The following is an 11,833-nucleotide window of genomic DNA, read 5'->3' as shown; positions in this document are numbered from 1 at the left end:
CGAATTCATTCGCTAAGGGTTGCGAAGCAGCCCCCGGCGAGGCCAAAGGGCAGACCTGTGGTCTGCAAAGCGAATGAATTCGCCCCCACAGAAGGACGAAGCCTCACGGCTTCAATCGAACCGATAGATATCCATCCCTAGCGCCCCCAGGGTGAAGCCGCTGTGCACCAGGCCGAAGCGCTCGCCGGCGCCACGGGCGAAGTAGAGCGGCAGCAAGTGCTCGTCCCGTGGGTGATTGCGCACGGCATGGGGTGCCTCCGTGCGGTAGGCATGCAGTGCGGCCTCGTCGTCTTCTTCCAGGCGCTCCACCATCCAGTCGCGAAACGCCTTGGCCCAGGGCGTGACCACCTCCGGCCCGGCACGCCAGTCCAGTTCGCCCAGGTTGTGGGTGATACTGCCGGAGCCCATCAGCAGGACTCCGCGTTGGCGCAGGCCCGCCAGCGCGCGCCCAACGCGCGTCTGGAAGGTGGGGCCGAGGCGACTCGGCAGGGACAGCTGGACCACCGGGATATCGGCGTTCGGGTACATCAGTGAAAGAGGTACCCAGGTGCCGTGGTCGAAGGGGCGTTGTGTGTCGATGCTGGCCGGAAGTCCGGCTTCGGTCAGCAAACCGGCGATTTCTTCCGCCAGCTCAGGCGCTCCGGGTGCGGGATATTGCACGGCGTAGAGCGGCGCTGGAAAGCCGTAGAAGTCGTGCCAGGTTTCCGGATGGGCAGCGCCGCTCAGCAGCAACTGGTCGCTCTCCCAGTGGGCGGAGACCACCAGGATCGCGCTGGGGCGTGGCAGCGCAGCGGCCAGGGCCCTGAGTGCCGGACCGCTTTCGCCGGGCTCCAGGGCGAGCATGGGCGAGCCATGGGAGATGTAGAGGCTGGGTAGCATTTCAGAATTCCTCCGGTAGGATGCCGGCATCATCCGGGCTGGATATATCGATATCCAGCATAAATATTTGAGCTATTTGATCGAATTGATGGAGGCGTCATGGACGAGCAGTTCTGGCAAGCACGCTGGGCGGAGAATCAGATCGGCTTCCACCTGCGTGAGGTCAATCCCTATCTCGAACGCTACTGGCCGAAGCTTGGGCTGGCGCGGGGTTGTCAGGTGCTGGTGCCACTTTGTGGCAAGACACTGGATCTGGTGTGGCTGGCCGGGCAGGGCTACAGGGTGCTGGGCGTTGAGCTGGCCGAGCGTGCAGTGGAGGATTTCTTCGCGGAGCAGGGACTGAACCCCGAGGTGTCGCAGCAGGGCGCCCTGCGTCGCTACAGCGCGGGTGCTATCGAGATTCTTCAGGGCGACTTCTTCGCCGTCACCGCAGCGGATGTCGCCGGGTGTCACGCGCTCTACGATCGTGCGGCCTTGATCGCATTGCCGCCTGCCATGCGTGATGAGTATGTGGCGCATTTGCAACGCATCCTGCCCGTGCATTGTGATGGGCTGATGGTGACATTGGAGTACGAGCAGGCGCGCCTGGATGGCCCGCCGTTCTCGGTGCCCGAATCCGAAGTGCGCCGTCAGCTGGAGGCAGGCTGGGAAATCGAGCTGCTGGAGCGCAACGACGTGCTGGAGAAGAACTGGAAGTTCGCCTCTCGCGGGCTGGATAGCCTGCATGAGCCGGTGTTTCGGTTGAGTCGTCGATAGCCGCGAAATGTTGGGCTTCGCGTAGCTCAGCCACAACCTACGATCGGAGTAGGCAAAAAAAGGGCGGCCAATTGGCCGCCCAAGTCAGTGTGATTCGTTTCAGCCGCGGCGGCGCAGGGCCTCGATGCGGTCTTCCAGCGGCGGGTGGCTCATCAGCAGGCCGGCGAGGCCGTGCTTCAGGCCACCGTTGATGCCGAAGGCAGTCAGGCTGTCGGGCATCTGTACCGGTACGCCTTGCTCGGCGCGCAGGCGTTGCAGGGCGCCGATCATGGCGTTGGTGCCGGCCAGGTGGGCGCCTGCTTCGTCAGCCTTGAACTCGCGACGGCGCGAGAACCACATGACGATGATGCTGGCGAGGATGCCCAGGACCAGTTCGGCGAAGATGGTGGCGATGAAGTAGCCGATGCCCGGACCTTCTTCGTTCTTCAGGATCACCTTGTCGACGAAGTTGCCGAAGATGCGTGCGAAGAACATCACGAAGGTGTTCACCACGCCCTGGATCAGTGCCAGCGTGACCATGTCGCCGTTGGCGACGTGGCCGATCTCGTGGGCCAGCACGGCTTTCACTTCGTCAGGGGAGAAGCGCTCCAGCAGGCCCTGGCTCACGGCCACCAGTGCGTCGTTCTTGTTCCAGCCGGTGGCGAAAGCGTTCGCTTCGTACGCGGGGAAGATGCCGACTTCCGGCATCTTGATACCGGCTTCGCGGGACAGTTGCTCGACGGTCTGCAGCAGCCATTGTTCATGGCGGGTGCGCGGCTGAGTGATGATTTCGGTGCCGGTGCTCATCTTCGCCATCCACTTGGAGATGAACAGCGAAACCAGCGAACCGGCGAAGCCGAACACGGCGCAGAAGACCAGCAGGCTGCCGTAGTTCTGGCCGGTGAAGCGGTCTACGCCCAGCAGTTTCAGCGTGATGCTGGCAATCACCAGGACTGCAAGGTTTGTGGCCAGGAACAACAGAATGCGCATCATGATTGGAACAATCTCCTCACGGCGGAAAGCGGTTTGGTATGCGGGGGTATATAAGGGGCGGCCCAGGCGTATTCAACCGGGGACTATTTCAAACTATGTCGCCTGACACGCTTGCGCTGCTTTCGAAGATTAGTCGAGTCAGGCGAACCAGTCGTTCACTGTCGGCGCCGCGAAGTGCCTCGCGCAATTGCTGCGCAAGGCTGGCGCGGACCCGCAGGATGCTGGCGGGCAGGATTTCCGGGGTGTCCAGGGCGTCGGGCAGTGCGCGGGAAAGCCGAAGGAAGCCTTTCTCCGTGAGCACCGCCTGGTCCAGTGCTTCGAAATGGATGGTGCTGTCGAAGCGCAGATACCCCTCGTCCGCGAGCCAGAGGAGGGCGCCCAGGCAGCTTTCGTGGCGTTTGCTGGGCAGGCCGAATTCATCTGGCTCGGACGGACCGATCAGGTCTTCCACATAAAGCGCGACACGCCTCGGAAAGGCCTGATACAGCTGTAGCAGGCCCGTAGCGCAATCCTTGTAGAAGTCGTCGATCTGCAGGTCCATGGGACGTTACTGGCGGTACGACTTGAGGAAGCCGCCGATACGGCCGATCGCTTGTTCGAGATCGTCGACACGGGGCAGGGTGACCACGCGGAAGTGATCAGGCCTCGGCCAGTTGAAGGCGGTGCCCTGGACGATCAGCAGCTTCTCGGAGAGCAGCAGGTCGAGGACGAACTTCTCGTCGTTGTGGATCGGGCAGACCTTGGGGTCGATCTTCGGGAAAGCGTAGAGCGCGCCCATGGGCTTCACGCAGCTGACGCCGGGGATGTCATTGAGCAGTTCCCAGGCGCGGTTGCGCTGTTCCAGCAGGCGGCCGTTGGGCAGGACCAGGTCGTTGATGCTCTGGTAGCCGCCGAGTGCGGTCTGTATCGCATGCTGGCTGGGCACGTTGGCGCACAGGCGCATGTTGGCCAGGATGTCGATGCCTTCGATGTAGCTCTGGGCCTTCTGCTTGGGACCGGAAATGGCCACCCAGCCAGAGCGGAAGCCCGCCACGCGGTACGACTTGGACAGGCCGTTGAAGGTCAGGCAGAGCACGTCCGGCGCCAGGGAGGCGGTGGAGATGTGCACGGCTTCGTCGTAGAGGATCTTGTCGTAGATCTCGTCGGAGAAGACCACCAGGTTGTGCTGGCGCGCCAGCTCCACCATGCCTTCGAGGACTTCCTTCGAGTACACGGCGCCGGTGGGGTTGTTCGGGTTGATGATCACCATGGCCTTGGTGTTCGGGGTGATCTTGGCCTTGATGTCTTCCAGGTCCGGCCACCAGTTGGCCTGCTCGTCGCACAGGTAATGCACCGGCTTGCCACCGGCGAGGCTCACCGAGGCGGTCCAGAGCGGGTAGTCGGGAGCCGGGATCAGAACTTCGTCACCGTTGTTCAACAGGGCCTGCATGCACATCACGATCAGCTCGGATACGCCATTGCCGAGGTAGATGTCTTCGATGCCGATGCCTTCGACCTGCTTCTGCTGGTAGTACTGCATCACGGCCTTGCGCGCGCTGAACAGGCCCTTGGAGTCGCTGTAGCCTTGGGCGGTGGGCAGGTTGCGGATCACGTCCTGGAGGATTTCCTCCGGGGCTTCGAAACCGAACGGCGCCGGGTTACCGATGTTCAGCTTGAGGATGCGATGGCCTTCCTCTTCCAGGCGTTTGGCGTGCTTGAGCACCGGTCCGCGAATGTCGTAGCAGACGTTGGCGAGCTTGTTCGATTTGCTGACCTGCATGATGCGTAACTGTCCCGAGGTGAAAAGAGTCGCGAGGCGACGGGGATCGATGCGCCTTGGCAGCCTGTAACGCCGCTGCCAGACTGGCGTCTGATGAATCGCGCATGATACGTGCGGCCCGTTGGCCCGAAAAGGTCGGGACCGGGCTTTTTTAACACTGCCGAGGACTGTCATGGACAAGCTTGAGAAACCCCTGGAAAGCTGGCGCGAGGAGCTTTCCGACAACCAGTTCCACGTCTGCCGCCTGGGTGGCACCGAGCGTGCGTTCACCGGCGAGTACTACGCCACCAAGACCCCGGGCATCTATCACTGCTCCTGTTGCGGCGAAGCGCTGTTCGATTCCGACGCCAAGTACGACTCCGGCAGCGGCTGGCCGAGCTACTTCCAGCCGGTGAGCAAGGACGTAATCACCGAACTCGAGGACTTCAGCCACGGCATGCACCGCGTCGAAGTGCGTTGCGCCCGGTGCGATTCCCACCTGGGACACCTCTTCCCCGACGGTCCGCGACCTACGGGCATGCGTTATTGCATCAATTCGGTGTCGCTGAAGCTCGAGCCACGCTGAAGGGTCCCATTGACAAGGCTCGCCCCGAGGCGGGCCTTTTCATCGTGAAAATAAATTGCACGCAATTTAATTGGGAGCTATTTTCTTCTGGATTTCCTCCAGAACAGGTTCCGACCATGAGCGACAAGATTCTCGATATCCCCGTTACCACCATCAATGGCGAGCAGAAGACCCTCTCGGATTTCGCCGGCAAGGCGCTGCTGGTGGTCAACACCGCGAGCAAGTGCGGCTTCACCCCCCAATACAAAGGCCTGGAAAGCCTCTGGCAGCAGTACAAGGACAGGGGGCTGGTGGTGCTGGGCTTCCCCTGCAACCAGTTCGGCAAGCAGGAGCCGGGTGACGAAGGCGCCATCAGTGAGTTCTGTGAACTGAACTTCGGCGTCAGCTTCCCACTGTTCAAGAAGATCGACGTGAACGGCGCCAACGCCCACCCGCTCTACGTGCAGCTGAAGAAGCGTGCGCCCGGCCTGCTGGGTAGCCAGGGCATCAAGTGGAACTTCACCAAGTTCCTGATCAGCCGGGATGGCCAGCTCATCAAGCGCTTCGCGCCGACCACCAAGCCGGAAGAGATCAGCACCGAGATCGAAGCCCTGCTGAAATGAGCGCGCCATCCATCGAGCCCGAGCTGCTGCTGGACAACCAGCTGTGCTTCAAGCTCTACGCGGCTTCTCGTGCGGTGATCCGCGGATACCGGCCGCTGCTGGAGTCCCTTGGCCTGACCTACCCGCAGTACCTGGCGATGCTGGTGCTCTGGGAGTGGCACGCACGTCCGCCCGAGCAGCCCACGGTCAAGGCACTGGGCGAGCGTCTGCTGCTGGATTCCGGCACCCTCACGCCGTTGCTCAAGCGCCTGGAGCAGCTTGGCTTCGTGCGTCGCCGACGCGCAGCCCATGACGAGCGTGAAGTGCACCTCGCGTTGACGGAGGAGGGCATTGCCTTGCGAGAAAGGGTGATGCCCCTGCGTGACGAGCTGATCTGCTCCAGTGGGCTGGATCTCAACGAGATGGCCGAGTTGCGCGCGCGCCTCGGCGAGTTGCTGGGTCAGCTCATGGGGTTGCCTGGGTAGCCGGCAGCCAGGTGTCGAGAAGTGCCACCAGTTCTTCGCGGCGGAAGGGCTTGGCCAGGTAGTCGTCCATGCCGGCGGCGCGACAACGCTCGCGTTCGTCCGGCAGGGCGTTGGCGGTCAGGGCGATGATCGGCAGGTCCTGCCAGCGCCCGCTCTGGCGAATGCGTCGGGTGGCTTCGTAGCCATCCATTACCGGCATGTTGCAGTCCATCAGCACCAGGTCGACGGTCGTCTGCTCCAGGCGACTCAGGGCCTCGGCACCGTGGCCCGCCAGCAATACCTCGCAGCCCAGCTTGGCCAGCATGCCCTTGGCCACCAGTTGATTGACGGCATTGTCTTCCACCAGGAGGACGCGCGCATGGCGCAGCTGCGGTTCGGCTGCTTGCGTGACCGGGGCCGGGACATCCTCCGGAAGTTTCAGCAGGACCCGTTGCAGCGCCTGATGCAGCGCCGCCCGCGACAAGGGGCGCGCCAGTTGGTGCAGCGGCGTCAACGTTGCTGCGCGCGGGGGTGGCAGGAAGCTGCCGTAGCCGGTTACCAGCAGGATGGGAATCTGCGCGGTACGGCGCACATGTTCGAGGCAATCCGGGTCGTCGCTGATCAACAGGTCTGCCTGAACGTCGGCAAGATCGGCATCCCGGTCCCGTCGCTCGAGCTTCAGACCCCAGATCGGCAGCCAGATTCCAAGCAGTTCCGCCAGCCCGCTCTTCGCGCCGCACAGCGCGACGACCTTGCCCTGCATGGGGGCGCGCGGTTCAGCCGGGCTGTGTTCCACCAGCGGCAATTCGGCGCTGAACAGGCTGCCTACGCCTTCCTGTGATTTCACCTCCAGTTGCCCCTGCATGGCTTCGCAGAGGTGGCGGGTGAGTGCCAGGCCGAGGCCAGTGCCGCCGAACTGTCGGGTAATGCCAGCGTTGCCCTGTGAGAATGGCTGGAACAGTTTGGGCAGCGCTTCGGCGGAGATGCCGATGCCCGTGTCGCGCACGGTGATCAGCACGCCGCCGGGGCTGGGTGCCGCACGCAGGTCGACGCGGCCGAAGCGGGTGAACTTGAGGGCGTTGGACAGGAGGTTGCTGATCACCTGGCGGACCCGCGTGGGGTCGCCGACCACCAGTGACGGCAGCTTCGGATCGATCAGGCAGGTGAGTTCCACGCCGGGGGCGGTGTTCTGCGACAGCAGGTTGGCGGTGTCTTCCAGCAATGTGCCCAGGTCGAAGGGAATCTGCTCCAGCTCCAATTGGCCGGCTTCGAACTTGGACAGGTCGAGGATGTCGTTGAGCAGTTCCACCAGCACGCTGCCGGAGTCATGGGCGATCTGCAGCTGGCGGCGCTGCTCGTTGTTCAGCGGGCCGTCGAGGGCCAGGTCGAGCATGCCCAGCAAGCCGTTGAGCGGGGTGCGGATCTCGTGGCTCATGTTGGCGAGGAAGGCGGCGCGGGCCTTGGCCATTTCCAGTGCGGTGCCGCGCGCCACTTCCAGTTCCTGGTTGTAGCGGCTGAGGCGGCTGTTCGCGGCTTTCAGTTCGGCTGTGCGTGCCGAAACGATGTCCTCCAGTTCGGCCAGGTACTGGTTGAGGCGCTGGTCCGCATCGCGACGCTGCTGCATCTCGGTCGCCAGGCTGGCCAACTGGCGGTTGATGACCCCGACGAGCACACCGATCTCGTCGTGCTCGTGACTGGGTGGGCAAGGCAGCTTGGCGTCCGGCGAGGCGCGCGTATCGCGCTCGCTGAGCCCACGGATCAGTTCCACCAGGGGCTTGGTCAGCATGCTGTAGAAGAGCACGAGGAGGATCAGCGACAGCAGGAGGCTGCGCACGAAGCCGCTCAGCAGGGTGATCATGGCGCGGCGCAGGAAGTGGTTGCCGAAGGCGAAGGTGTCCACTTCCAGGCGGAGCACACCCAGGGTCTCGTTGGGTGCGTGGACGATATAGAGCGGGTCTTCGAATTCGCGCCGCTCACCGAACAGGTAGTCGCTGAAGATGCGGAAATCGCTTTCCGCCCGTGGACGGCCCACGCTGGCGAGCATCGCGCCATTGTTGTCGACGATCTCGGCGCGAATCACCGCCGGCGAACGCAATAGGCCGAGCACCAGTTCCTGGGCCAGTTCGGCGTCGATGTTGTAGGCGATGCGTGCGGCAGGGCTGTGGGCGATCTCGAGCAGGGCCTTGATTTCCCGGTCGATCGACTCGTTTTCGTTGAAGTAGTCGCTGGCGACCTGGACGATGCTGAGAACGGTGCCGAGGATGAACGCCACCAGCACCGTCAGGCTGGCCTGCTTGAACGACAGCCGTTGTGTCAGCGGAATATCCATGGGACGTGGGATTTGGCCTTGTTCCGAGGGCTTGCCAAGCATAGCCTATCCGGTCTGCCGGCAGCGCCTGAAGGCTGCGGCTGAACTAGGAGTTGAACGTGGATTCCCGTCTGTTTGAGATTCTCGAGCGTGCCGATGCGGTGCTGGCCCGCCTCGAACCCCTGTTGCCGGTGCCTCGCCCGGTGATCGACTGGCAGAAGAGCCTGGCTGCACGCTGGCACCGCGATGGTCGCAGTGGCTACCTGCAACCGCTGGATGTGAGTCTGGATCTGTCCCTTGCCGACCTGATCGGCGTCGACAAGCAGCGCGAGCAACTGGCCGGCAATACCCGCCAGTTCGTCGATGGCCTGCCGGCCAACCACGCGTTGCTGTGGGGCGCCCGTGGAACCGGCAAGTCCTCGCTGGTTCGCGCGCTGCTGGCCGAGCACGCCGGTGCCGGCCTGCGCCTGATCGAGATCGAGCGTGATCACCTGGCGGACCTGCCGCGCGTGGTTGAGCAACTGGCCGGCCAGTCGCAGCGCTTCGTGCTGTTCTGCGACGACTTGTCCTTCGAGGCGGGCGAGGGCGACTATCGCGTGCTGAAGAGCGTGCTGGATGGTTCCCTGGAGCGCGCTCCGGACAACGTGCTGCTCTACGCCACCTCCAACCGCCGCCACCTGGTGCCGGAAAAGCAGAGCGACAACGAGCACTGGCAGATGGTCGATGGCGAGCTGCATCCCAACGAGGCGGTGGAAGACAAGATTGCGCTGTCCGACCGTTTCGGCCTCTGGCTGTCCTTCTACCCCTTCACCCAGGACCATTTCCTCGCCGTCGTCCGTCACTGGATCAGCGTGCTGGCCGAACCCGCGGGCCTGAACTGGGAGTGGACCGAGGAGCTGGAAAAACTGGCGATTCGCTGGGCCCTGGGACGCGGCAATCGCAACGGCCGGTGTGCCTATCAATTCGCCCGCCACTGGGTTGGGCTGGCTTTGCTGGAGTCTTCCAAATGATCGACCTGCAACAGGCCGGTAGCGGCCTTGCCGGTTATGCGCTACTGGCCGCACAGCTGGAATCCCTGCTGGCTGACGAGCGTGATTTCATCGCCAACAGCTCGCAGTTTTCCGCATTCCTCTTCAATGAGCTTCCGGACCTGAACTGGGCGGGCTTCTATATCAATCGCAATGAGGAGCTGGTGCTCGGCCCGTTCCAGGGCAAGGTCGCCTGTGTGCGCATTCCCTTCAGCAAGGGCGTGTGCGGTGCGGCGGCACGTACCCGGGAGACCCAGCGAGTCGAGGATGTACATGCCTTCCCCGGACACATCGCGTGCGACAGCGCATCCAACAGCGAGCTGGTGGTTCCGCTGGTCAAGGAGGGGCGCCTGATCGGTGTGCTCGATCTGGACAGTCCGAATCTGGCGCGCTTCAAGGAAGAAGACCAGGCCGGTATCGAGCAACTGGCAGCGATTTTCCTGCGCCTGACCGATTGCTGATCACGCGGCAAAGAAAAAGCCCGGACTTGTCCGGGCTTTTTTGTTTCGTCTCGTCGGGCTGGGAGATCAGACGCGGCCGGCCAGCTTGGCGAGGATTTTATGTTCGCCTGGCAATACCGCTTGTACCGAGTCCCGCGCGACAAGACGCTCGTAGTGCGCGGCCAGACGCGGCCAGCGGTCGGCATCGAGGCGTTCGCCACCGTGTTCCATGTTGATCAGTTGGGTAACGAAGGCGAGGTCCGCCATGGTCAGGTGTTCGCCAACCAGGTACTCGGCGTTCCCCAGGGTTCTTTCCAGGTAGTCGAAGTGGGGCGGTAGCTTGTCGACGAGGGCGGTTTGCACCGTGGCTTCGTCGCAGGTTTGGCCCATCGACGGCTTCAGGGTGCGATTGCGGAACACGCCGAAGGTGGCCAGCGGCGCCAGTTCATAGTCGGAGTACTTTTCCAGCCAGCGCACTCGGGCGCGTTCGCCGGCATCACGGCCATAAAGAGGCGAAAGCTCGGGATGCTTCTCTTCCAGGTACTGGCATATCACGCTGGAGTCGGCCAGGGTGGTGTCGCCGTCGCGCAGGGCGGGAATCCGGCCCAACGGGCTCAGCTCGCGAAACCAGCTCGGCTGGCTGAATGGCGAGACTACCTCCAACTGGTAATCCAGGCCTTTTTCCTGCAGGTAGAGGCGAACCTTGCGCACGAAGGGGGAGAGCGGGGCGCCGTAAAGGGTCAGGCTCATCGGGTAGTCCTCGTCTGAGCGGATCAGTCGTAGATGTTCTTCTTCTTCCAGGTGTCTTCGTCATCCAGTGACTTCAGACCTTCGGTGAGCTCGCTCGGTTCGTCGGTGCTGGGTTGCGCATTCTCCAGTACCAGGGCGTTCGCCCGCGCAAGCTGAGCCTTCATCTGTTGCAGGTGATTCTGGTAGCGGACCGGGTCTGGCTGCTTCTGCAGGTATTGGACACCACGCTCGAAGGCGAGACGGGCCTGGCGCGGCTGGTTCTCCTGCAGGGCCTGGAGGCCGAGGTTGGTGAAGAACTCCACGTGCAACTGCACGAGCATGTCGCGGATATCCCTGACCCGGGTTTTTGCTTCATTGGCAGGCAGTTGGCCATCCTGGGCCGCGCGGGTGATCTGGCCGTGGAGGCTTTCCAGCTGGAAGCGGATTTCCTTGGCCTTGGCTTCGGTGAGGATTTTTTGCGGCGGATTGTTCACCGGGATGGATTCGCCCTGTCCTACCAGTGCACGCAGCTGCTCGATTCGTGACTTCAGGGCGTTGTAGCTCTTGTCGACCTGCAGCAGGCGTTCGCTGAGCTGTAATTGCAGACGGGTCAGCAGCAGCTTGAGGTCTGGGGAGACCATCTGGCCGGGAAGGGTTTCGGAAAGGTCGGCGCAACGGCGGATACGGTCACTGAGGTCGGCTTTGAGACGGGCCTTCTCCAGCTTGCTGTTCTCCACGATGTGATTCACGTAGCCAATGACAATAAGGATGACGATACCGACAACGATCAACAGGGTGATCACAAGTGGCGACATCTGTTGTGCTCCGAGGCTTTTATTAGGTGCGGCTGAGTGTAGAGACTTGCCCCAGGCGCTCATAGAGGTGGATCAAATTTTGAGCAGAAGTCTTTGATTTTAAAAAGTTTTTGATAAGGGGTTGACGGGTGTTCATGGCCTCCCTAGAATGCGCGCCACTTCGACGCGATGCCTAAGCAGCGCAGAGAAGCCGGAAGAAGGCGTCAAAGCTGTTGTAAGTTCCGGGCCGCGTCCCCTTCGTCTAGTGGCCTAGGACACCGCCCTTTCACGGCGGTAACAGGGGTTCGAGTCCCCTAGGGGACGCCATATTTGCGGGAATAGCTCAGTTGGTAGAGCACGACCTTGCCAAGGTCGGGGTCGCGAGTTCGAGTCTCGTTTCCCGCTCCAGATTCAAAAGCAGGGCCAAGGCCTTGCTTGCCCAAGCCCGATAAGGGTAGAGGGATGCACCAACAGGTGCAGGCTGTAAAAGTTGCATGCGGGAATAGCTCAGTTGGTAGAGCACGACCTTGCCAAGGTCGGGGTCGCGAGTTCGAGTCT

At 62.6% G+C, this 11,833-nt stretch carries 13 protein-coding genes and 2 tRNA genes; 8 read left to right on the top strand and 7 right to left on the bottom strand.

The genetic code is table 11. The features are described 5' to 3' along the window. Positions 1-111 precede the first annotated feature (111 nt). The gene (locus tag E8E95_RS00375) at positions 112-879 is read right to left on the bottom strand and encodes a class III extradiol ring-cleavage dioxygenase (protein WP_280347222.1); all 768 of its coding nucleotides are present in this window, start codon (positions 877-879) and stop codon (positions 112-114) included. 99 nt (positions 880-978) lie between these two features. Here E8E95_RS00375 and E8E95_RS00370 point away from each other — a divergent pair, with 99 nt between their 5' ends. After that, positions 979-1,635, top strand: a complete 657-nt coding sequence (locus tag E8E95_RS00370; RefSeq protein WP_280347220.1) for a thiopurine S-methyltransferase — start codon at positions 979-981, stop codon at positions 1,633-1,635. A 99-nt stretch (positions 1,636-1,734) separates the two neighbouring features. On the opposite strand, the gene htpX is transcribed toward E8E95_RS00370, so the two are convergent. The 3 genes from htpX to E8E95_RS00355 form a co-directional block, all read right to left on the bottom strand. After that, positions 1,735-2,607, bottom strand: a complete 873-nt coding sequence (gene htpX, locus E8E95_RS00365; protein ID WP_077523071.1) for a protease HtpX — start codon at positions 2,605-2,607, stop codon at positions 1,735-1,737. 88 nt (positions 2,608-2,695) lie between these two features. Continuing rightward, complete coding sequence (locus tag E8E95_RS00360) at positions 2,696-3,148, bottom strand: hypothetical protein (protein WP_280347217.1); 453 nt, start codon at positions 3,146-3,148, stop codon at positions 2,696-2,698. A gap of 6 nt (positions 3,149-3,154) precedes the next feature. Further along, positions 3,155-4,366 carry a pyridoxal phosphate-dependent aminotransferase gene (locus E8E95_RS00355; RefSeq protein ID WP_280347215.1) on the bottom strand — a complete coding sequence of 404 codons (1,212 nt, stop codon included), beginning with the start codon at positions 4,364-4,366 and terminating at the stop codon, positions 3,155-3,157. A 172-nt stretch (positions 4,367-4,538) separates the two neighbouring features. Here E8E95_RS00355 and msrB point away from each other — a divergent pair, with 172 nt between their 5' ends. From msrB to E8E95_RS00340, 3 genes are all read left to right on the top strand, one after another. Beyond that, complete coding sequence (gene msrB / locus E8E95_RS00350) at positions 4,539-4,931, top strand: peptide-methionine (R)-S-oxide reductase MsrB (protein ID WP_280347213.1); 393 nt, start codon at positions 4,539-4,541, stop codon at positions 4,929-4,931. Positions 4,932-5,047: 116 nt separating this feature from the next. Then, entirely contained in the window at positions 5,048-5,533 is a 486-nt protein-coding gene (locus E8E95_RS00345) for a glutathione peroxidase (RefSeq protein WP_280347211.1), read from the top strand. After that, positions 5,530-5,997 carry a MarR family transcriptional regulator gene (locus tag E8E95_RS00340; protein ID WP_280347209.1) on the top strand — a complete coding sequence of 156 codons (468 nt, stop codon included), beginning with the start codon at positions 5,530-5,532 and terminating at the stop codon, positions 5,995-5,997. The genes E8E95_RS00345 and E8E95_RS00340 overlap by 4 nt, the downstream gene beginning before the upstream one ends. Here E8E95_RS00340 and E8E95_RS00335 read toward each other — a convergent pair. After that, positions 5,978-8,305 (bottom strand): response regulator, encoded by a 2,328-nt coding sequence (locus E8E95_RS00335; protein ID WP_280347207.1) that lies wholly within the window; start codon positions 8,303-8,305, stop codon positions 5,978-5,980. The genes E8E95_RS00340 and E8E95_RS00335 overlap by 20 nt on opposite strands. A gap of 98 nt (positions 8,306-8,403) precedes the next feature. Between E8E95_RS00335 and E8E95_RS00330 the strand changes: the two genes are divergently transcribed. Continuing rightward, on the top strand, positions 8,404-9,294 hold the full coding sequence (locus tag E8E95_RS00330; RefSeq protein WP_280347205.1) for an ATP-binding protein: 891 nt from the start codon (positions 8,404-8,406) through the stop codon (positions 9,292-9,294). Next, positions 9,291-9,773, top strand: coding sequence for a GAF domain-containing protein (locus E8E95_RS00325; RefSeq protein WP_280347204.1), 483 nt, complete (start codon positions 9,291-9,293; stop codon positions 9,771-9,773). Before E8E95_RS00330 ends, E8E95_RS00325 begins: the two co-directional genes overlap by 4 nt. A 66-nt stretch (positions 9,774-9,839) precedes the next feature. Here the strand turns inward: E8E95_RS00325 and E8E95_RS00320 are convergent, their stop codons facing one another. Continuing rightward, a complete protein-coding gene (locus E8E95_RS00320; protein ID WP_280347202.1) occupies positions 9,840-10,502 on the bottom strand; it encodes a glutathione S-transferase family protein in 663 nt (220 codons plus the stop codon). Between the two features lie 23 nt (positions 10,503-10,525). After that, a complete protein-coding gene (locus tag E8E95_RS00315; protein ID WP_280347201.1) occupies positions 10,526-11,296 on the bottom strand; it encodes a hypothetical protein in 771 nt (256 codons plus the stop codon). Between the two features lie 230 nt (positions 11,297-11,526). Here E8E95_RS00315 and E8E95_RS00310 point away from each other — a divergent pair. Next, a tRNA-Glu gene (locus E8E95_RS00310) sits at positions 11,527-11,602 on the top strand. Between the two features lie 5 nt (positions 11,603-11,607). Next, positions 11,608-11,683, top strand: a tRNA-Gly gene (locus E8E95_RS00305). Positions 11,684-11,833: the final 150 nt, after the last annotated feature.

This window comes from Pseudomonas sp. BN414 (assembly GCF_029871275.1).
Lineage (GTDB): Bacteria > Pseudomonadota > Gammaproteobacteria > Pseudomonadales > Pseudomonadaceae > Metapseudomonas > Metapseudomonas resinovorans_C.
This window is presented reverse-complemented; position numbering and strand designations above follow the sequence as displayed.

Bases quoted from the DNA above. Each gene is read 5' to 3' on its own strand.
- E8E95_RS00375 (WP_280347222.1), bottom strand. From the start codon at position 879: ATGCTACCCAGCCTCTACATCTCCCATGGCTCGCCCATGCTCGCCCTG.
- E8E95_RS00370 (WP_280347220.1), top strand. From the start codon at position 979: ATGGACGAGCAGTTCTGGCAAGCACGCTGGGCGGAGAATCAGATCGGC.
- htpX (WP_077523071.1), bottom strand. From the start codon at position 2,607: ATGATGCGCATTCTGTTGTTCCTGGCCACAAACCTTGCAGTCCTGGTG.
- E8E95_RS00360 (WP_280347217.1), bottom strand. From the start codon at position 3,148: ATGGACCTGCAGATCGACGACTTCTACAAGGATTGCGCTACGGGCCTG.
- E8E95_RS00355 (WP_280347215.1), bottom strand. From the start codon at position 4,366: ATGCAGGTCAGCAAATCGAACAAGCTCGCCAACGTCTGCTACGACATT.
- msrB (WP_280347213.1), top strand. From the start codon at position 4,539: ATGGACAAGCTTGAGAAACCCCTGGAAAGCTGGCGCGAGGAGCTTTCC.
- E8E95_RS00345 (WP_280347211.1), top strand. From the start codon at position 5,048: ATGAGCGACAAGATTCTCGATATCCCCGTTACCACCATCAATGGCGAG.
- E8E95_RS00340 (WP_280347209.1), top strand. From the start codon at position 5,530: ATGAGCGCGCCATCCATCGAGCCCGAGCTGCTGCTGGACAACCAGCTG.
- E8E95_RS00335 (WP_280347207.1), bottom strand. From the start codon at position 8,305: ATGGATATTCCGCTGACACAACGGCTGTCGTTCAAGCAGGCCAGCCTG.
- E8E95_RS00325 (WP_280347204.1), top strand. From the start codon at position 9,291: ATGATCGACCTGCAACAGGCCGGTAGCGGCCTTGCCGGTTATGCGCTA.
- E8E95_RS00320 (WP_280347202.1), bottom strand. From the start codon at position 10,502: ATGAGCCTGACCCTTTACGGCGCCCCGCTCTCCCCCTTCGTGCGCAAG.
- E8E95_RS00315 (WP_280347201.1), bottom strand. From the start codon at position 11,296: ATGTCGCCACTTGTGATCACCCTGTTGATCGTTGTCGGTATCGTCATC.